General features: G+C 68.9%; 19 protein-coding genes. 3 read left to right on the plus strand and 16 right to left on the minus strand.

The window, feature by feature from the left end; genetic code table 11:
• Nucleotides 1–155 precede the first annotated feature (155 nt).
• Complete coding sequence (locus tag ACZ5IK_RS17490; protein ID WP_465488615.1) at nt 156–1370, plus strand: aldehyde dehydrogenase family protein; 1215 nt, start codon at nt 156–158, stop codon at nt 1368–1370.
• Here the strand turns inward: ACZ5IK_RS17490 and ACZ5IK_RS17495 are convergent.
• The 12 genes from ACZ5IK_RS17495 to ACZ5IK_RS17550 all read right to left on the minus strand — a co-directional run bounded on the left by ACZ5IK_RS17495 (nt 1360) and on the right by ACZ5IK_RS17550 (nt 14493).
• Nucleotides 1360–3162, minus strand: a complete 1803-nt coding sequence (locus tag ACZ5IK_RS17495; RefSeq protein ID WP_465488616.1) for a glycosyl transferase — start codon at nt 3160–3162, stop codon at nt 1360–1362. The genes ACZ5IK_RS17490 and ACZ5IK_RS17495 overlap by 11 nt on opposite strands.
• A 9-nt stretch (nt 3163–3171) precedes the next feature.
• Nucleotides 3172–4248 carry a serpin family protein gene (locus ACZ5IK_RS17500; RefSeq protein WP_465488617.1) on the minus strand — a complete coding sequence of 359 codons (1077 nt, stop codon included), beginning with the start codon at nt 4246–4248 and terminating at the stop codon, nt 3172–3174.
• A 58-nt stretch (nt 4249–4306) separates the two neighbouring features.
• A complete protein-coding gene (locus ACZ5IK_RS17505) occupies nt 4307–5578 on the minus strand; it encodes a deoxyguanosinetriphosphate triphosphohydrolase (protein WP_465488618.1) in 1272 nt (423 codons plus the stop codon).
• A 40-nt stretch (nt 5579–5618) separates the two neighbouring features.
• Nucleotides 5619–6272, minus strand: coding sequence for a YdcF family protein (locus tag ACZ5IK_RS17510; RefSeq protein ID WP_101606100.1), 654 nt, complete (start codon nt 6270–6272; stop codon nt 5619–5621).
• Nucleotides 6273–6304: 32 nt separating this feature from the next.
• Complete coding sequence (locus ACZ5IK_RS17515) at nt 6305–6910, minus strand: response regulator transcription factor (RefSeq protein ID WP_465488619.1); 606 nt, start codon at nt 6908–6910, stop codon at nt 6305–6307.
• Complete coding sequence (locus ACZ5IK_RS17520) at nt 6907–8103, minus strand: sensor histidine kinase (RefSeq protein ID WP_465488620.1); 1197 nt, start codon at nt 8101–8103, stop codon at nt 6907–6909. Before ACZ5IK_RS17520 ends, ACZ5IK_RS17515 begins: the two co-directional genes overlap by 4 nt.
• A gap of 15 nt (nt 8104–8118) precedes the next feature.
• On the minus strand, nt 8119–8847 hold the full coding sequence (locus ACZ5IK_RS17525) for an ABC transporter permease (RefSeq protein ID WP_465488621.1): 729 nt from the start codon (nt 8845–8847) through the stop codon (nt 8119–8121).
• Nucleotides 8844–9785 (minus strand): ABC transporter ATP-binding protein, encoded by a 942-nt coding sequence (locus ACZ5IK_RS17530; RefSeq protein ID WP_465488622.1) that lies wholly within the window; start codon nt 9783–9785, stop codon nt 8844–8846. The genes ACZ5IK_RS17525 and ACZ5IK_RS17530 overlap by 4 nt, the downstream gene beginning before the upstream one ends.
• A 753-nt stretch (nt 9786–10538) precedes the next feature.
• Nucleotides 10539–11927 carry a glycine--tRNA ligase gene (locus ACZ5IK_RS17535; RefSeq protein ID WP_465488623.1) on the minus strand — a complete coding sequence of 463 codons (1389 nt, stop codon included), beginning with the start codon at nt 11925–11927 and terminating at the stop codon, nt 10539–10541.
• 92 nt (nt 11928–12019) lie between these two features.
• Complete coding sequence (locus ACZ5IK_RS17540; protein WP_465488624.1) at nt 12020–12697, minus strand: class F sortase; 678 nt, start codon at nt 12695–12697, stop codon at nt 12020–12022.
• Between the two features lie 87 nt (nt 12698–12784).
• Complete coding sequence (locus ACZ5IK_RS17545) at nt 12785–13414, minus strand: class F sortase (RefSeq protein WP_465488625.1); 630 nt, start codon at nt 13412–13414, stop codon at nt 12785–12787.
• A gap of 8 nt (nt 13415–13422) precedes the next feature.
• Nucleotides 13423–14493, minus strand: a complete 1071-nt coding sequence (locus ACZ5IK_RS17550) for a hypothetical protein (protein ID WP_465488626.1) — start codon at nt 14491–14493, stop codon at nt 13423–13425.
• A gap of 224 nt (nt 14494–14717) precedes the next feature.
• Here ACZ5IK_RS17550 and ACZ5IK_RS17555 point away from each other — a divergent pair, with 224 nt between their 5' ends.
• Both ACZ5IK_RS17555 and ACZ5IK_RS17560 read left to right on the plus strand, forming a co-directional pair.
• A complete protein-coding gene (locus ACZ5IK_RS17555; RefSeq protein WP_101613013.1) occupies nt 14718–15101 on the plus strand; it encodes an ArsR/SmtB family transcription factor in 384 nt (127 codons plus the stop codon).
• Between the two features lie 2 nt (nt 15102–15103).
• Nucleotides 15104–15517: a Fur family transcriptional regulator gene (locus tag ACZ5IK_RS17560; RefSeq protein WP_101606092.1), complete on the plus strand. Its 414-nt coding sequence runs from the start codon at nt 15104–15106 to the stop codon at nt 15515–15517.
• A 79-nt stretch (nt 15518–15596) separates the two neighbouring features.
• Here the strand turns inward: ACZ5IK_RS17560 and ACZ5IK_RS17565 are convergent, their stop codons facing one another.
• The 4 genes from ACZ5IK_RS17565 to ACZ5IK_RS17580 are packed head-to-tail and all read right to left on the minus strand — an operon-like array spanning nt 15597 to nt 18613.
• Nucleotides 15597–16322, minus strand: a complete 726-nt coding sequence (locus ACZ5IK_RS17565; protein ID WP_465488627.1) for a TIGR03943 family putative permease subunit — start codon at nt 16320–16322, stop codon at nt 15597–15599.
• On the minus strand, nt 16319–17335 hold the full coding sequence (locus ACZ5IK_RS17570) for a permease (RefSeq protein ID WP_465488628.1): 1017 nt from the start codon (nt 17333–17335) through the stop codon (nt 16319–16321). Before ACZ5IK_RS17570 ends, ACZ5IK_RS17565 begins: the two co-directional genes overlap by 4 nt.
• Before the next feature lie 37 nt (nt 17336–17372).
• Nucleotides 17373–17795: a hypothetical protein gene (locus ACZ5IK_RS17575; protein WP_410604253.1), complete on the minus strand. Its 423-nt coding sequence runs from the start codon at nt 17793–17795 to the stop codon at nt 17373–17375.
• A complete protein-coding gene (locus ACZ5IK_RS17580; protein ID WP_465488629.1) occupies nt 17792–18613 on the minus strand; it encodes an isoprenyl transferase in 822 nt (273 codons plus the stop codon). Before ACZ5IK_RS17580 ends, ACZ5IK_RS17575 begins: the two co-directional genes overlap by 4 nt.
• Nucleotide 18614 lies beyond the last annotated feature (1 nt).

Below are 18614 nucleotides of genomic sequence, written 5' to 3' on the forward strand. Positions count from 1 at the left end.
CCGATTTGCGGTCGAAAGGTGGACGAGACGGCCCGCGGGGACGTGACAGTGACGCGCGCCACGATTTAGCCTTTTCGCCGGAACCGCCATTCGATCAACGACGGTACGCTGATGAGTCGGTAATTCCTTGAACACAGCCGGTGCGAGGAGGACCGATGCTCGCCGTCGAAGATCCCGCGACCGGACAGCGGATCACGACAGTCCCGGACGCCGGGCCCGTCGATGTCGACAAAGCGGTACGGGCCGCGGCCGGTGCCTGGCCCGCCTGGCGCGCCACCGACCGGCACGCGGCGCTGGCTTCGTGCGCCGTCGTCGTCGAGGAAGCCGCGGCGGTACTGGCGCCCGTGCTGACCGAGGAGCAGGGAAAACCGCTTCGGGAAGCCAAAGCCGAGTTCGCCAGGGCGGCGGCACGCTTCCGGTACTTCGCCCGGCTGAGGCTCGAACCGCAGGCCGTCGGCGATGGCCCGGTCGCCGCGATCACGCCGTGGAACTTCCCCGTGCAACTGGCCGCCGCGAAGCTGGCGCCCGCGTTCGCCGCGGGGAACACGGTGGTGCTCAAGCCGTCGCCGCGGACCCCGCTCACCACCCTGCACCTCGGCCGGATGCTGGCGGAGGTGCTGCCGCCGGACGTCCTGACCGTGCTCACCGGGCAGGATCCGCTGGGCGAGCGCCTGGTCGCCCACCCCGGGATCCGGAAGGTCGACTTCACCGGCTCCGTCCCCACGGGGAAGCACGTCGCCGCCGCGACCGCGCCCGGTTCGAAACGGCTGGCGCTGGAAGTGGGCGGCAACGATCCCGCGATCGTCCTCCCCGGCACCGACCCCGCCATCATCGCGAAACGGCTGTTCTGGAGCGCGTTCGCCAACTGCGGGCAGATCCGCGTGGCGGTCAAACGGGTCTACGCCGTCGGATCCGCGTACGACGGCGTCGTCGAAGCACTGGCGGCCTTCGCGGAAACGGTCGTCGTCGGCGACGGCCGGACGCCCGGAACGCAGCTCGGCCCGGTGAACAACCGCCCGCGGTACGACCACGTCATCGAACTCACCGAGGAAGCGCGAGCCGACGGAGCACGGCTCGTCACCGGCGGACGGCTCGACGGGCCCGGGTACTTCTTCGCCCCGGCGATCCTCGCCGGGGCGCACGACGGGATGCGGGTGGTGCGCGAGGATCAGTCGGGCCCGGTGCTGCCGATCGTGCGATGCTCCACAGTGGACGAAGCCGTCGGGCTGGCGAACGCCACGCCGTCGGGCTTGTCCGGGTCGGTGTGGGGCCCGGACGAGGAGCGCGCCGCCGGAATCGCGGCGCGGCTCGACTGTGGGACGGTGTGGGTCAACGAGCACGTGACCGATCGCGAGTGCGTCAGGGAGTGATCGTCCGGACGTCCCAGACCCAGACGCCGTCGATGAACTCGGCGGGCTTCCGCAGCAGCAGGTCCACGGTGGCCCGGAGCGCGTCCTGGTGTTCGCGCGGGATCAGCACGAGGACGTCGGCGTTCCAGTACCGCAGGTCTTCCAGTGCCTGCACCCGTTGCGATTCGGTGATCGTCGCGGGCACGCCGGTCTGCTTGATCTGGTCGAAGATGATCGACGTCGGCCGCTGGATGGCGCCGTAGCGGCCGCGTTTGTCGTCCGGGCCGCTCGGCCCGACGAAATAGCCCTCGGGCATCGAATAGCCGAGGCCCGCGTCGATCTGCCAGTGCAGCGGCTCGGATTCGCCGGAACTCGGCAACGGCACGGGCACCACGGTCCCGCCGGGCGCGACGTAGGTCCGCCAGGTGCCGTCGGCGAGGAACCTCGGTGTCGGCGGCCGGTCCTTCACGATCAGTTGCGTCGGCGCGACCGGCAGCAGGACCGCGATCACGACGCCGATCCACACCAGCCGCAACGGGAATCGCCGCTCCCCCGGCACTTCGGGCAGCTTCGACGCGACCGCGTAGACACGCTCGGTCGCCAGGGCCAGCAGGGCGCCGATGAGCGGGATGCAGCCCATCGCGAGCCGGGATTCCAGCAGCGATTCGAACAGCGGCAGTTCCGACAGGAGTTTCCACGGCCCCGGGATACCGGTTTCTTCGTGCACCACGACGAGTTGCACGCCGAGCGAGAGCCAGGCCATCACGAACATCGAGATCGCCAGCGCCCGCGCGAACACCTCACGCCACAGCCAGACGGTGATGACCACCATCAGCACGATCAGCGGCCAGCCGAAGAAGGCGTTCTCCTCGGTCCGGTTCATCGACACGTCCGCTGCGGCCTGCGGCTGCCCGGCGACCGACTGCGTCGCGAACCGGGTGAACGCGGCCGTGTCGTTGCCGACGGCGCCGTGCTCGATCGCCTGATAGCTCTGCGGGCCGAAGAACTGCCACCACAACGGGAACGCGCAAAGCACCAGCGCCACGAGGACGCCGATGCCGACGCCTTTCCCGAGCGGTTTCGCCATCGGCGGGAACTCGCGGTAGTTCGTCGCGAAGTAGGCGATGGCGAAGATCGCGAACGCCATCGCGAAGATCAGCAGCGGCTCTTCGCCGAGGAAGATCTGATACGCCGCCAAGAGGCCGAGGAAGATCCCGTTGCGGACCGGGCGTTCACCGCGGGCGATCTTGAAGACTATCAGCGCGATGAACGGCAGGACGAACCACGCGACGAAGTTCGGGTGCGCGTTGCCGTGCGAGATCATCGGCGGGGCGAATCCGACGAAGGCGCCGCCGATGGCCGCGCCGACCGGGTGAGTGACCAGATGCCGTGAGAAGACCCAGTACCAGGCCGCCGCCGTGCCGGCGAGACCGCCGGTGAGCGCGATCGCCCAGGTGACCGTCGGCCCGAAGGTGAGCGTGATCGGCGAAAGCGGGATGCCGATGCCGAGCATGGCCGTGTTGGCCATCAGGTTCACGCCGAGCGGATGGTTCTGGAAGTGCGACGAGAGCGGGTTCCTCAGGTGCAGCACGTTGTCCGCGGTGACGGAGAAGAACCACTCCCACAGGTTCTGGTCCGAAGCGCTGTTCCAGAGGTAGCCCTCTTTGAGATCGAGCCAAAGCCCGTTGTAGAGCAGGAAAGCGAACAGCACGAAGCTGCCCATGATGGCGGCGTCGACGGCGGCGAACCGGCGAGGTCTCGTGGGAGTCTCTTCGGCCTCCACGGCCGCCGCCTCAGCCTGGAAAAGACTCACTGACCATCCTCACGGCTCGACTACGCGGGCGAGAAAGTAGATCACACCCGTCGAGGCATGCCTCACGAGCAGAAGGAAGGGACGATCGACGGCGACCTCGAGAGGTTCGTCGACCATGATCGACGTAAGCCGCATCAGCACCGCCGTCGCGGCGGCGCCTTCGAGGCCCTGTTCGTCGATGCGGAGCACGGACTGGTGGACGACCTCCGACACTTCGAGCCGGTCGTCGTCGGCGAGCCCGGTGAGATCGGCGCGGGCGGTGAACATCGTCCGGACGCCGAGTTCCTGCAGCTTCTCCGTCAGCGGGCTGTCGACGTCGAGGTCGAGTTTCGGCAACGACAGGGCGAGCGTCTTGGACCGCGTGTTCTCCAGCAGCCGCGCCAGCTTGCCCGCGTCGAGTTCGGCGTCGTCGAGATCGCCGTCCGGCAGCAGGATGGTCGCCTCCACCCCGCCCTCGGCGCCGAGGCGGACGACCTGCCAGCCGTCCTCGTGGGTGTGGTCGAGCTGTTTTTCGAGCCACATCGTCGGCACCGTACGGGTGCCGGACGGCGCGTGGAAGTCCGCGGGCGCGGTGTTGTCACGCGAGAACGGATTGGTCCAAGCGGTTTTGAGATACAGCGCGTTGACGATCGCGGCGACGGTGTCCGGCGCGACGGTCCCCGGCTTCAGCAGTTCGGGGATCAGCTCGCGGGTGGCCTCGGCGACGTCGGCGTTGATCAGCCGCCGCGCGGCTTCCGGATCGTCGCCGAACGGGGCGCTCGCCACCTTGCCGCCCGGCCAGGCGGCCAGTTCGGCACGGAAAGAGTCCTCGATCGGGAGTCCGTCCCAGGCCCAGAGCGTGTTCGCGACCGCGAGTTCGGGGCCGTCGTCGAGCAGCGACGAGGCCTTGCCCAGCAGGTCGGCGAGCTCGTCCGGGTCGCCGAGCAGCGCGATCAGTTCTTCTCTGGTCTTCCCCTTGGCGGCCTGCGTCACCAGGCCGAGCGCGCTCGCGATCGAGTACGGCGAGAAGCACGCGTTCTCCGCGCGGCTCGCCAGTACCCGATAGAGGTCCAGACCAAACCGGAGGTGGCTTTCGACAGCGCCCATGCCGCAGACCGTACCGTGCACGGGCCTGTCCGTCTCCTGTCCGAAAGTTCCTATTCCCTCAACCGTGGCGGCCCGTGTGCCACGCGTGCCACGCGTAGGCCTGCGCGTCCGTGAGCGAGGCCACCTGGTCGACGACCACCCGCAGGCGGGCCGCGTCGTCCGCGGCGGCCTCCCACGCGGGCAGGAACAGGCCGTCCAGCGCGTCCGGGGCGCGGCGGCACAGCGCGTCGACCAGTTCGGCGAGCGTCTGGCGCTGGCCGTCCTGCATCGCGAGGCGCCGCCTGTCGCTCATCACGTACCTCAGCGCGAGCGCCTTGAACAACGCGACCTCGGCCGCGACCTGCTCCGGGATGACCAGTTGCGCGGCATAGCGGCGCAACGGCCCCTCGCCGTACACCTTGCGCGTCGCGCCGACGACCGCCGTCGCGAACCGGCCGACCAGTTCGCTCGTCAGCCGCTTCAGCGCGACCTGTGCCTTCAGTGATCCGTCGAGGCCCGGCTCGGTGAGCTCCGCGACCACGGGCAGGTCGAGCAGTTCCTTCGCCGCACCCTCCAAAGTGGACTGCGACTGGTGCGAGAACCGGCGCGCCGCCTCGGCCACCGCCGCGCGTTCCTCGGCGTCGGCCAGTACCCGCAACGAAATCCGGCCTGCCAGCACGCCGTCCTCGACGTCGTGCACGGAGTACGCGACATCGTCGGACCAGTCCATGATCTGCGCTTCCAGACAGGTCCGGCGGTCCGGCACGCCCTCGCGAACCCATGCGAAGACCTCGGCGTCGTCGGCGTAGACGCCGTACTTCGGATTGCCCTCTTCACGCTGCCACGGGTACTTCGTCGACGCGTCGAGGCAGGCGCGGGTGAGGTTCAGCCCGCCGACCGCCCCGCCTTCGAGCAGGACCTTGGGCTCCAGCCTGGTCAGGATCCGCAACGTCTGCGCGTTGCCTTCGAAGCCGCCGCACGGCTGCGAGACCTCGTTCAGCGCGCGCTCGCCGTTGTGCCCGAACGGCGGGTGCCCGATGTCGTGCGCGAGCCCGGCGGTGTCCACCAGATCCGGGTCCGCGCCCAGTTCGTCCGCGATCCCCCTGCCGATCTGCGCGACCTCCAGCGAATGCGTCAGCCGGGTGCGCGGCACCCCGCTGACCTCGGCACCTTCACCGGGGCCGACCACCTGGGTCTTGCCTGCCAGCCGCCGCAGGGCCGCCGAGTGCAGCACCCGCGCGCGATCACGGGCGAAGGCGCTCCGCCCGTCCTCGGCGCCCTCCAGCGCCGCGCCCTTGGGCCGCTCGGGCAGCAGGCGCGCCCTGTCGGCCTCGGTGTAGGTGTCACTCACCCGTCCAGCTTAGGCGTGATCACCGACACTTATCGCCGCGTCAGACCTCGCCGGTACCGAACAGAGTGTCCGCCGGGGACTTCGTGAGGCGGTAATAGAGGAGCGCACCCGTCTCGCGGACGATGTAGCGCGCCTGCGTCTCGCGGGTCTGCACCACCGGGCCGCGATGGGTGGGCGAGGTCCAGGTCTCCAGGCCGACGTCGTCGGCCATGATCCGGGCGCGGAAGGAGTGCCACGGGTCGCTGACCAGCACCGCGGTCTTCCAGCCCCGCTTCTGCACCTGCTCGGCGACGGCGCGCAGGCTGCGCAGGGTGTCGCTGCCCTCACCGACCGGCAGCGTCGCGGAGACGGGCACGCCACGTTTGCGCAGCCACTGCGCGCCGGCCTGTGCCTCGGTGTAGTTGTCGTCGGCCTTCTTGCCGCCCGCGGTGACGATCGTCTTGGCGACGCCCTGGTCGTACAGCGTCTTCGCCTTGGCCAGCCGGGACTCGAAGATCCCCGACGGCCTGCCGTTGTACTGGGCCGCGCCGAGCACCACGATGACGTCGGCCTGATCGCGCACGTCCTCCCGCGCGACCTGCCAGACCCGGAACGCGGTCCCGCCGATGACCGCGACGACGATCAGCAGGAACCCCGCCACGGTCCGGCGCACCCAGTTCGCGCGAGTGGGCTTGGTCCGTTCGGCGGTACTCACGGGGGTGATTCTCGCAGAGCGGCGAGACGATCTCAGAGCCAGCCGTGCTCTTCCGCGAGACGCACCGCTTCGGCCCTCGTCCTCGCCCCGGTCTTGCCCATCGCGGCCGAAAGATGGTTGCGCACGGTGCCTTCGGAAAGGTGCAGCGCCCGGGCGATGTCGGCCACCGTGCTGCCGTCCTCGGCCGCTTTGAGGACGTCGCGCTCGCGTCCGGTGAGCGGGCTCGCGCCGGTGGCGAGCGACTCGGCGGCGAGCGCCGGATCGACCACTTTGAGTCCACTGTGGACCCTGCGGACGGCGTCGACGAGCTGCTCCGGCGGGGCGTCCTTGACCACGAATCCCGCGGCGCCCGCCGCCATCGCCCGCGCGAGGTAACCGGGTCTGCCGAAGGTGGTGCAGATGATGATCCGGCACGACGGCAGCGCGCCGTGCAGCTCGGAGGCGGCTTCGAGGCCGTCCTTTCCCGGCATCTGGACGTCGAGCAGCGCGACGTCCGGCGTCGTTTCCTTCGCCTTGGCGAGCACTTCGTCCCCCGAGCCGATCTGTGCGACCACCTCGATGTCGGATTCGAGACCGAGGACGGTGGCCAGTGCCCCTCGCACCATGGCCTGGTCGTCGGCGAGCAGGACCCGGATCACGCGCAGCCTCCAGCGGGTTCGGTGAGCGGCGCACGCGCACCGCTCCGCACGGCGGATTCCGGTACCTCCGCGCGGACGAGCCATCCTCCCGCAGAAGGCGCTGTCGCGGTCAAGGTCCCACCGACCGCGGCCAGCCTTTCGGTGAGCCCGCGCAGGCCGTTCCCCGCCGTCACCTCGCCGCCGTCGCCGTCGTCCTCGACTTCCAGCCAAGTCTTGCCGAAGCGGACCTTCACCCGCTTCGCCCCGGAATGCCGGAGCACGTTGGTGACCGCCTCCCGCAGCACGTAGCCGAAGGTCCGCTGCAGGGCGGGATCGACGTTGTCCACCGCGTGCGGCAGATCCGCGTCGATCTCGGCCGCCCTCAACGCCGCCCGCGCCCCGGCGATCTCCGCCGACAGCGACACCTCGCGATACTCGGAGACCGTGGCGCGGATGTCCGAGAGCGCGCTGCGGGTCAGGCTCTCGACCTCGCTGATCTCCTGCAGCGCGCGGCTGTCGTCCTTGCCGCTCTCCATGATCCGGCGGGCGAGCCCGGCCTTGACCGTGATGGTGGTGAGGCTGTGGCCGAGGATGTCGTGCAGGTCCCGGGCCAGGCGCTCCCGTTCGCCCGCCACCGCGAGTGTCGCGATCTCCCGGTTCGCCGCCTCCAGCTTCCGCACCGCGCGGACCAGGTTCGCCATGAAGAACATCGCCGCGGTGATCGAGGTGACCGCCACCAGATCGCCGAAGTCGTCCTTCCCGATGGCCAGGTGGACGCCCAGCACCACCAGCAGGGCGCCACCGTCCAGGATCACCGCCCACGCCGGCGGCAAGGTGAAGGACAGCACCGCCGTCGCGTAGATCAGGATGTACGGGTTGTTGTCGTGCAGGAAGACCAGGACCAGGCCGATGAGCAGCATCAGCACCGAGAAGGTGTAGGTGGTCTTCCGCAGGGAAGGCCGCAGGCTGAGCGGGAACAGCACGTAGCAGGCGCCGTACACGAGCAGGAGAGCGATGATCACCAGCTCTTTCCCGGTCGCCCCGTCGGTGCACAGCTCGACCGCGGCCGGGACGAAACTCGGCAGGATGAAGGCGATGCCGAGGATCGCCCACCGCCCCGGCCGGGGCCCCCTCCCGGTCCTCGGCGGCATGTCCGACCACCAGTTCTCGCGGTTGTTCAAGCCCGTCTTCACCCTGCCCGGGTAGTCGCTCACCGATTCACCCTTTTCTCAGACCCGCGCACTGTCCTTACGGTAACGCCTGATCACCAGCGCCCCGAGGACCAAGGTCCACGCCGCCAGCACACCGAGCGCCGCCGTGGGGCTCACCGTGAGATGGTCGGTGACGACCGGGCGGACCAGCTGGATCAGCCAGTAGGTGGGCGTCACCTGGGCGAGGTCGGCCATCCAGGACGGCATCCCGTCGATCGGGATCCACAGTCCGCCGAGGAACCCCATGCCCATCATCACGATCATGTTCATCGGCTGCATCGACTCCGGCGTGCCGAACTGGCCGAGCAGCAGCCCGAGCAGGACCAGCGGGATCGCGCCGAGCCAGATGCCCAGCACCAGCCGCAGCCAGCCGCCGGCGTCGAGGTGGACGCCCTGGACCAGGACGCCGACCAGCGGAACGAGAAGCAAGGACGGAAGCGCGACGAGCATCGCCGACAGCGCCTTGCCGCCGAGGTAGCCGGTGCCGGTCAGCGGGGTCAGCCGCAGCTGGCGCTGCCAGCCCGTGGACCGCTCGATGGCCAGTTTCGCACCGCTCGTCATCGCGGCGGAGAAGGTGCCGAAGGCCATCATGTTGACCATGATCACCCCGGAGATGTTCACGTCGGCGGAGCCGAAGACGTTGGCCTGCAACAGGAACATCAGCACCGGGAAGGCGACGGCGAAGAGCACGAACCGCGTCGACCGGAAGGTGCGGACGATCTCGGTCTTGAGAAAGGTCGGGTTCATCGGACGGGTTCCTCGGTCTTGTCGGTCGAGTCGGTCGAGTCGGTCGTCAGGGAAAGGAAGGCGCCTTCGAGGCCGATGGCGCTGATCTCGATGTCGTGCGCTTCGGGCACGCGGGTCAGCAGCGCCCGCAGCGTCGCGTCGGAATCGGAAGTGGAGATGGCGGCGCGGCCACCGCGGAGCTCGAAACCGGTGATCGCGGGGAGCCCCGCGATCACCGGCTCCGCTGCCGCGGGGACCACCGCGCGGACCGTGCGTCCCCCTGCCAGCGCACGGACCTGCGCGACCGAACCGTCCGCGACGACCCGTCCCGACCGCATCAGCACGACACGGTCGGCGAACTCTTCGGCCTCTTCGAGATAATGGGTCGCGAACAGGACCGTGCGACCGGAGTTCGTGTACTCGTACATGGACTTCCAGAACTCGCGGCGCGTGCCGACGTCCATCGCGGCGGTCGGCTCGTCGAGGATCAGCAGGTCGGGATCGCTGACCAGCGCGACCGCGAACCGCACGCGCTGCTTCTGCCCACCGGAAAGCCTGGTGGACCGCCGGTTCGCGATATCCTCGATCCCGGCACGGCGCAACGCCTCGCGCACGGGCATCGGCTTGCGGTGCAACGCGGCGACCATGCCGACGGTCTCGGCGACCGTCAGATCCTCGACGAGCGCGCCGCCCTGCAGCATCGCGCCGATCATCCCGTCGCCGACCGCGTCACCCGGCTCGCGCCCGAAGACGCTCACGGTGCCGCTGTCGGGCACGGTGAGGCCCAGGATCATGTCGACCGTGGTGGACTTGCCCGCGCCGTTGGGGCCGAGGAGCGCGACCACCTCGCCCGGCGCGATCGTGAGGTCCACGCCGTCGACGGCGTGGACGTCGCCATAGTGCTTACGCAGGCCGGAAAGCCGTACCGCCGCCCCCGCGGTGATGTCTTGTTCTCGCATGCCTAGAGCTTGTCGCGCTCAGGCGTTCCGTCCGTGGGCCGCGCGTCACGACCTGGGGGTGACAGTTGTCAGGGGTGGCGCGCTGTGTGCGCCGTCCAGGGACGCTAGGAAAGGCCCGTTACTTGCAAATTTTGCAAGTAACGGGCCTTTCCTGGCGTTTGGTCGCGCGAGGTGCGGCGGCGGCGCGTGAAGGCCCCCTTCCCTCGGCTGAGCCGAGGGAAGGGGGCCTTCACGTACTTCAGGCGGCAAGGGTGCCGGAGTGTGGTGGGTCGGGTTGGTCGTGAGTGGCGTTTCGGGTTCTAGCCAAGGGCGCCTGAGGTACCTACTGGATTCTCCGTGCGGGTGTTCGCAAGTTCGCGATGCCCAGCGGACGTGTCGCGAAAGTGGCTTTCGCGACACTCGGGCTGGCCGGCGCGGCCCCGCGGTACATGAAGGCCCCCTTCCTTGCGCCTAAGTACAGGAAGGGGGCCTTCATGTACTCGGGGAAGGTGTGAAGGTCGCGTTTCCTCGGCTGAGCCGAAAGAAGGGGCCCTTCACGCGCCGCCGCCCGTAACTTCTGGGGCGGCGGTGTCGCTGAGGCTGCGGAGAGCGATCGCGTAGTCCAACTCCAGCCACAAGCAGTAGATACCTACGACCCTTTGGCTCTAACCCGAATCGCCTCACGACCATCCCAGACGTCAGGAAAGGGGCTTTCAGGACGAAAAACGTCCTGAAAGCCCCTTTCCTGACACTTACACGACCAACCCCGGGCCGTCAGCAGCCGATCAGCCGGGCCGCCAGGTAGGACTCGAGCTTGTCGATCGCGACCCGCTCCTGCGCCATGGTGTCGCGCTCCCGCACGGTCACCGCGAGGTCGTCGAGCGTGTCGAAGTCGACGGTGACGCAGAACGGCGTCCCGATCTCTTCCTGGCGCCGGTAGCGCTTGCCGATCGAGCCGGCGTCGTCGAAGTCGGCGTTCCAGTGCTTGCGCAGCATCGCCGCGACGTCGCGCGCCTTGGGCGTGAGATCGGCGTTGCGGGACAACGGAAGCACGGCGACCTTGTAGGGCGCGAGCCGGTAGTCCAGCTTCAGCACGGCGCGCTTGTCGACGCCGCCCTTGGCGTTGGGGACCTCGTCCTCGTGGTACGCGTCGACCAGGAAAGCCATCATCGAACGGCCGACACCGGCCGCGGGTTCGATGACGAACGGGCGGAACCGCTGCTTCGAAGCCTGGTCGAAGAACGACAGGTCGACACCGGAGTGGTTCGAGTGCGTCGTCAGGTCGTAGTCGGTGCGGTTCGCGATGCCCTCGAGCTCGCCCCACTCCTGGCCCGCGTTGAACGCGAACCGGTACTCGATGTCGACGGTGCGCTTCGAGTAGTGGGAGAGCTTTTCCTTCGGGTGCTCGTAAAGGCGCAGGTTCTCCGGCTTGATGCCGAGGTCCTTGTACCAGTCGGTGCGCGCGTCGATCCAGTACTGGTGCCAGGTCTCGTCCTCACCCGGCTCGACGAAGAACTCCATCTCCATCTGCTCGAACTCACGCGTGCGGAAGATGAAGTTGCCCGGGGTGATCTCGTTCCGGAACGACTTGCCGATCTGGCCGATGCCGAACGGCGGCTTCTTCCGCGCGGTGGTCTGCACGTTGAGGAAGTTGATGAAGATGCCCTGCGCGGTCTCCGGACGGAGGTAGTGCACGCCCTCCTCGGACTCGACCGGGCCGAGGTAGGTCTTCAGCATCATGTTGAAGTCACGCGGCGCGGTGTACTCGCCCCGGTTTCCGCAGTTCGGGCACGGGACCTCGGACAGGTCGTCCTCGGTCACCTCCTTGCCCGTACGCGCGGAGAAGTCCTCCGCCAGCTGGTCGGCGCGGAAACGCTTGTGACAGGAGAGACATTCGATCAGCGGGTCGGTGAAGACGTCGAGGTGACCCGACGCGCTCCAGACCTGGCGGGGCAGGATCACCGAGGAGTCGAGGCCGACGACGTCGTCCCGGCTCTGCACGACGGTCTTCCACCACTGGCGCTTGATGTTGTCCTTGAGTTCGACCCCGAGCGGACCGTAGTCCCACGCCGACTTGGTACCGCCGTAGATCTCTCCACACGGGAAAACGAAGCCTCGACGCTTACACAGGCTGACGACGGTCTCAATGGTGTTCGCGGGCACTCCACGCTCCGAAGCATGCGGGGACGGTTAGGACTTGGAACGACAAGACTAACCGCAGGACCCCGCACGACCTCCGGCGAGGTTGGAACGGCTCAGGGCCGGCTGACCAACGAGGCGGTGACGATGCGGTTGTCCTCGTAGCCGTCGGTCCCGCCGACGTACTCGCCACCGCACGTGACCAGCACCAGCCGGTGCGGACCGTCCGGCCCGAACAACTTCTCCGACTGCTCGGCCAGCTTCGTCTTGTGCACGGTGACGACCTCGCCGATCTTGTAGACCCACTTGCCGCCGTCGGTGTCGACGACGTTGACCTCTTGCCCGGTCTTGAGCCGCCACAGTTCGTCGAACGGGCCCTTCTTGCCCTTCCAGTTCACGTGCCCGGAAAGCAGGGACGCGCCCTGCTCGGCCCCCAGTTTCGAGCCCCACCAGGTGGCTTCGTCGAGACCCTCGGGGATGGGGAGGGTCCCGTCTGCGGTCAGTTCCTTGCGGATCAGTTTCGCCGTGCCGCCACCGGGCAGTTTGACCGTTCCGGGTGCCTGTCCCGTATCCGCGGCGACCTCGGCCGTCTGCACCGCCGACGTGTTCGCCTGGTCCTGGGCCGCCGCGACGACCGGATCACTCTTTCCAGTGAACCCGAGCCCAGTGAACACGAGCACCGCGATCACGGCCGCCACCACGAAAACCGCGGCGCCGGCGAGGATCCATCGCAGGCCGGGGCGTTTCTTCGGCTGCTCCTCGCCCGCCGCGCCGTCGTCGAACTGTCCCACCATCGGGTATTACTCCTTGCTCGCGTCAAGCCGCCGGAGCGGCCGGTATCGCTAGACACGCGACGCGAGCCGACGCGGGTTGCATCGACTTCAGGCGGGCGGCCCGGAAACGGGGGTCGCGACGATGACCCGGTTGTCCCGGTAGCCGTCGGTCCCGCCGAGGTAGTCGCCGCCGCAGGTGACCAGCACCAGCCGGTGCGGCCCGCTCTGGGCGAATAGTTTCGCCGCCTGCGCGGGCAGATCGTTCTTGTGCACCGTGACGACTTCGCGCACGCGATAGACCCAGATCCCACCAGCCGCGTCGCTGACGGCCACTTCCTGGCCTTCCCGCATCCGCCACAGCTCGTCGAACGGGCCTTTGGCGCCGCTCCAGTTGACGTGCCCGGAGATCAGCGCCGTACCGGCTTCGGCGCCGAGCCGGGCGCCCCACCACGCCGCGTCGCCGAGACCGCGCGGGATCGGGAGGACGCCGTCGGCGTTGACCTCGGAGCGGACGAGCTTCGCCGAGCCGCCTTCGGGCAGGCGGATGGTGCCGGGCCGCTGCCCGCGTTTCGAGGTGTCGGCGGGCAGCACCAAGGGGGCGCCGTCTTCCCCTGGCATGACCGCGGGTTCCGCGACCGGGACCGCCGGTTCCGGCGGGATCCAGGTCAGCACGACGACGCCCGCCGAAATGGCGAGCGCGGAGACGACAGCGGAGAGCCCCGCCAGCCAGGTCCGCACGGGACCCGCTACTTCTCCCGCGCCGGGACGGGCTTGCGACGGCGGTGGAGCAGCATGGCCGCGGCGCCGATCAGGATGCCGCCGCCCAGCAGCCCGAGCCCGACCACGGTCCGCGTCGAGCCGTCGGCCTGCGGCGGGATACCGCCCGCGGGCACCGTCCCCGGCACCGCGGGCTGTTCGGGGGCCGCGCCCGGCCCGGTGCCACCGGCGGGCTTCGCCACGAAGTTCTTCGGGATCGCGCAGCTCACGCCGCCGAGGACGATCGACGTACGGGCCTCGCGCAGGTCCTTGCCCGCCGCGTCACGCACGTGCGTGACGATGTCCAGTTTCCAGCCCGCCACCGCGGTCACGTCGCCGTCGCGCCAGCCGCTCTGCCGGATGAGCTGGTCGAAGGCGGTCACCCGGGACACGGTCAGGTCGGAGGTCGTCTTGTCCTTGCTGAGGTTCTCGTTCTTGACGAACGACGGCGGCCCGAGCTTGAGTCCCTTGACGTCGACACCCGAAGCGCCGGACTGCTTCAGCACACCGACTTCGTTCCGTACCCAGATTTTGCCCACACTGGTCGACGACGTCGTTTTGCCCGGCGCGGCGCAGTTGACCGCGCTCTTCGCGCCTTCGAGCACCAGCACCGTGTTCTCGGCGGGAGTCGCGCCACCGTGCCCGTTGTCGATCAGCGCGTAGTTGCTCTCCGCGCTCGCGGTCGGGACGGTGGTCTGCTGCAAGGCGGCGAGGACGTTGTGGTCGCGGCTGGCGATACCGGCCGGGTACGGGCTCTGCGCGCCGTAGCGGCCCAGGTTGATGTCCCATTTGTCGCCGAAGGTGTTCCGCTCTCCATCGTCACGGGGGACGACGGTGCGGTCCGGGGAGAGTTTCGACTGTCCGGGCGACAGCGGCGAGCGCTGGGTCTCGGTGATCAGCGATCCCGGGTTCCCGATGCGCACTGACGCCACGTTCGCGAACGACACGGGGCCGGTCTTCTCATCGACGGCCTGCGTCGTCTGTGCCGAGGCCGGCCCCGGAACCGACGCCAAGGCGACGGCCGCCGTCGCGGCGGCCAGCTTCGTCACGAAACGAGTCATGTCTCCCCACTGCCTCCTCTGACCCTCGCGACAACCTTGCACCGTTAGCGACCACATGCGAAGTGGAATGGTCATTTCTTCGCGAAGTCACCCGAACGGAGCAGTAACGACGCCGCCAAGTGGTCCTCCGCTCGGCGAACAGACCACGCGGGACGGGAACACTAAGATGGGCTGGACTGTTACTGGCAATGACTTCGGAAATCATGATGAACTTGGAGGCGGCCATGGCTACGGTGACCCCGGACTCTGCCGCCCCGGGCTTCACGGAAGACCCCGGCCCGCATTCGACGGCCCGTCCCCCCGCCGAGCCCGCGGCGTCGGCCTCGGCCGCCGCCCTCGCGGACGCCGGCGACCTGCTCAGGGCGCTCGCCGCGCCCGTGCGCATCGCCATCGTCCTGCAGCTGCGTAACGCGGACAGGTGCGTACACGAACTTGTGGACACGCTCGATGTCGCGCAGCCGCTGATCAGCCAGCACCTCCGGGTGCTCAAGACGGCGGGCGTAGTACAGGGTGAGCGACGCGGCCGTGAGGTGGTGTACCGACTGGTCGACGATCACCTTGCGCATATCGTGGTGGACGCCGTAGCCCACGTTCAGGAGGGGAAGTGAGCATGAGTCCCACGACGGCCAACAGTTCCGCGCCGGTACCGGGACGCCGGTCGACGAAACAGCGGGCCGCCGTGGTCGAGCTGCTCAAGGCGATCGACGACTTCCGTTCCGCCCAGGAACTGCACGACGAGCTGCGCAAACGCGGCGACGGTATCGGGCTCACCACGGTGTACCGGACCCTGCAGTCACTGTCGGAGGCCGGCGAGATCGACGTCCTGCGCACCGACACCGGCGAGGCCATCTACCGGCGCTGCTCGTCGCACCACCACCATCACCTGGTGTGCCGTCTCTGCGGCAGCACCGTCGAGGTGGAGGGCCCCGCGGTCGAACGCTGGGCCGAGAAGATCGCCTCGGAGCACGGCTTCTCCGACATCAGCCACACCGTGGAGATCGTCGGGACCTGCTCGAATCACTGACGCGCCCGTGCAATGAAGGGGACTTTCATTGCAAATTTTGCAATGAAAGTCCCCCTTCATTGCACGCTGGCGCATCGGGTCAGTACTCGTAAGGGTCCTTCGGCGCCGGAACCTGCCGCACCGAAGTGAGCGTCAGGTCCGGCATGTAGCTGTTCTCCCGCACGGCCGTCCCCGGGACGGCGACGCCGGTCACCTCCAGCCAGGTGTCGTTGCCGAACGCCGAAACGCCGTCGCCCACCAGCCGCACGGTGATCGGGAAGGCGTCGGCCGCGCAGCAGCCGATCACCAGCCTGGCCAGCATCGTGTTGCCTTCGTTGTGCACGACGAACCCGGACAGCCGCACCGTGCGCCCGTTCAGGGACCCGCTCTTGTCCCAGCCCGCGCGGCTGACGAACTCGTTGACCTCCAGCGGCACCACGTCGCCAGCGGGCAGGGGCGGGAAGGCGGCCGCGTTGCTCGCCGACGCGCTCTGCGGCGCTCTGGCCTCGGTCCTGGTCACCGAGTCGGCACCCAGCGCGGGCGGCGCGACCAGGAAGACGGCCAGCACCGGCACCATCAGCAACCAGGCCGAACGCGTGTTGTGGTCGTGCGCGTGGACGTCCCCCGAGACAGCGGCGGCGGCCCGGGCGGCCAGCAGGTCGCGGACGATCGCGACCGCGCCCAGCGCGACCATCACCGCGCCGCCCGCGATGATCCACGGCTGCTGCGCGGGTTTGACGTAGCGCAGGTAGTCGCCGTTGACGGTGATCTTGAGCAGCGCCCCGCCGAGCAGGATCAGCAGGATGTTCTGGGTCTCGCGTTTCACACGCCACCTCCGAGGATGAGCACGCCCGAGACCACGGCGCAGGACAGCGCGACGACGAACGTCACCGGCGCGAACCGCAGCGCGAAGGATTTGCCGAAGGTGCCGGTCTGCAGGGCGAACAGTTTCACGTCGATCGCGGGCCCGACCACCAGGAAGACCAGTTTCGGCAGCAGCGGCATCGCGGTCAGCGACGCGGCGACGAAGGCGTCGGCCTCACTGCACAGGGCCAGGACGACGGCGAGCACGGCCATCACCAGCACCCCGAGCACGATCTGCTCCCCCAGCACGCCGAACCACTTGGCGGGCACCAGCACGTTCATCGTGGCCGCGATCATCGCGCCGAGCACGAGGAAACCGCCCGCTTCGACCAGATCGCCGCGCGCGGTCTCGGCGAAGGTCTTCCAGCGCGAACCGTGCTGGACCTCCGGCAGCCGACGCAGCGCCCGTTCGGCGATCCAGTCGAGCTTGCCCCACTTCGCCCACAGCCAGCCCATCACCATCGCCGTGGCGAGCGAACCGGCGAACCGGGCGAACACCATCTCCGGGTTCCCGGGGAACGCCACCGCGGTCGCGACCAGCACCACCGGGTTCACCGCGGGCGCGGCCAGCAGGAACGTCAGCGCGGCCGCGGGCGCGACGCCCTGCCCGATCAGCCGCCGCGCGACAGGCACCGACGCGCATTCACAGCCCGGCAGGGCGACCCCGGCCAGCCCCGCGACGCCGACCGCCGCACCGGCTCGCTTGGGAAGCACCTTCTCCAGCACCCGCGCGGGGACGAACGCCGCGATCGCGCCGCTGATCAGCACCCCGAGCACCAGGAACGGCAGCGCCTGCACGCAGACCGCGACGAACACCGTCGAGCCGGTCCGCAGCGCGGGCACGTCGAAGACCTGCTGGAGCCAGCTCTGCCCGAGGATCGCGATCAGCAGGATCGCGCAGAGCACCTCGATCGAGGTGATCTTGAACCGCCGGGCCGGCTTCTTCTCCGGGGCGCTCCTGGAAATGGTTTCCATGCGCGAAATGATGCCAGGTGACCCTGTGTCCCGGCGGTCACTCCCCGGGAGCGGTGCCCAGCAGGTCGGTGCGCAGCTGCGAAGCGGTCGAGATCACCAGCATGAGCAGTGTCCCGAGCGGCGAGGAGTCCATGCCCTCGGCCGGGAACGCGTACCTCAGCGTGATGTCGATGCCCTTTTCCGAGCGCACGACCCCGAGCGTCCCGAACAGGCCCTGCCCGGCGCGTTCCGCCGCCGAAACCGCGATCGCCGGATCGTCCGGCAGATCCCAGGCGACCACGCAGGTCAGGCTCAGCACGGTCAGCCCTTCGGCCAGCCGGGTCGCCTGGATGACGCAGGGAACGTCCGCGTGCGAGAAGGTCAGCGCGCCGTCGTCGTCGACGTGGACTTCGAGATAGCGCTCGAGGGCTTCCCGCGCGGAGGTGAGCAGGGCCGCCGTGTCCGCCGCTTCGGTGGTCATTCGGTTCCTTCCGAAGCCTTGTCGATGGCGCCGCCGAAGCGGCGGTCCCGTTTCGCGAACTCGAGGCACGCCCGCCACAGGTGGGTGCGGTCGAAGTCCGGGAAGAGCGTGTCCTGGTAGACCATCTCGGCGTAGGCCGACTGCCAGAGCAGGAAGTTCGACGTCCGCTGCTCCCCCGACGGCCGCAGGAACAGGTCCACGTCCGGCATGTCGGGCTGGTACAGGTACTTCCCGATGGTCTTCTCGGTGACCTTGTCCGGGTTCAGCTTCCCGTCGGCGACGTCCTGGGCGATCCGGCGCATGGCGTCGGCCAGCTCGGCACGGCCGCCGTAGTTGACGCACATGGTCATGTTCAGCGCCGTGTTGTCCTTGGTCTTCTCCTCGGCGACCTGCAGTTCCTTGATGACGCTCGCCCACAGCTTCGGGCGGCGGCCCGCCCAGCGGATGCGGACGCCGATCGAGCCGAGGTAGTCGACCTGGCGGCGGATGGTGTCGCGGTTGAAGCCCATCAGGAAGCGGACCTCTTCCGGGCTCCGCTTCCAGTTCTCGGTGGAGAACGCATACACCGACAGCCATTTGACGCCCAGTTCCACGGCACCGCTGGCGACGTCGATCATCACCGCTTCACCGCGCTTGTGGCCCTCGATCCGGGGCAAGCCCCGCTGGTTGGCCCAGCGACCGTTGCCGTCCATCACCAGCGCCACATGCTTCGGGAGGAGTTCCCGGGGGATCTCCGGCGGCCGGGCACCGGACGGATGCGGCTCCGGCGCGCGAAGCTCGATTTGCGACGCCTTGTTCTCGCGTCCCCTGCGCAGCACC

This window comes from Amycolatopsis sp. NPDC031561, from assembly GCF_055580625.1.

Bases quoted from the DNA above. Each gene is read 5' to 3' on its own strand.
- ACZ5IK_RS17570 (WP_465488628.1), bottom strand. From the start codon at position 17,335: ATGGAAACCATTTCCAGGAGCGCCCCGGAGAAGAAGCCGGCCCGGCGG.
- ACZ5IK_RS17575 (WP_410604253.1), bottom strand. From the start codon at position 17,795: ATGACCACCGAAGCGGCGGACACGGCGGCCCTGCTCACCTCCGCGCGG.
- ACZ5IK_RS17500 (WP_465488617.1), bottom strand. From the start codon at position 4,248: ATGGGCGCTGTCGAAAGCCACCTCCGGTTTGGTCTGGACCTCTATCGG.
- ACZ5IK_RS17540 (WP_465488624.1), bottom strand. From the start codon at position 12,697: ATGGTGGGACAGTTCGACGACGGCGCGGCGGGCGAGGAGCAGCCGAAG.
- ACZ5IK_RS17560 (WP_101606092.1), top strand. From the start codon at position 15,104: ATGAGTCCCACGACGGCCAACAGTTCCGCGCCGGTACCGGGACGCCGG.
- ACZ5IK_RS17525 (WP_465488621.1), bottom strand. From the start codon at position 8,847: ATGAACCCGACCTTTCTCAAGACCGAGATCGTCCGCACCTTCCGGTCG.
- ACZ5IK_RS17550 (WP_465488626.1), bottom strand. From the start codon at position 14,493: ATGACTCGTTTCGTGACGAAGCTGGCCGCCGCGACGGCGGCCGTCGCC.
- ACZ5IK_RS17490 (WP_465488615.1), top strand. From the start codon at position 156: ATGCTCGCCGTCGAAGATCCCGCGACCGGACAGCGGATCACGACAGTC.
- ACZ5IK_RS17555 (WP_101613013.1), top strand. From the start codon at position 14,718: ATGGCTACGGTGACCCCGGACTCTGCCGCCCCGGGCTTCACGGAAGAC.
- ACZ5IK_RS17530 (WP_465488622.1), bottom strand. From the start codon at position 9,785: ATGCGAGAACAAGACATCACCGCGGGGGCGGCGGTACGGCTTTCCGGC.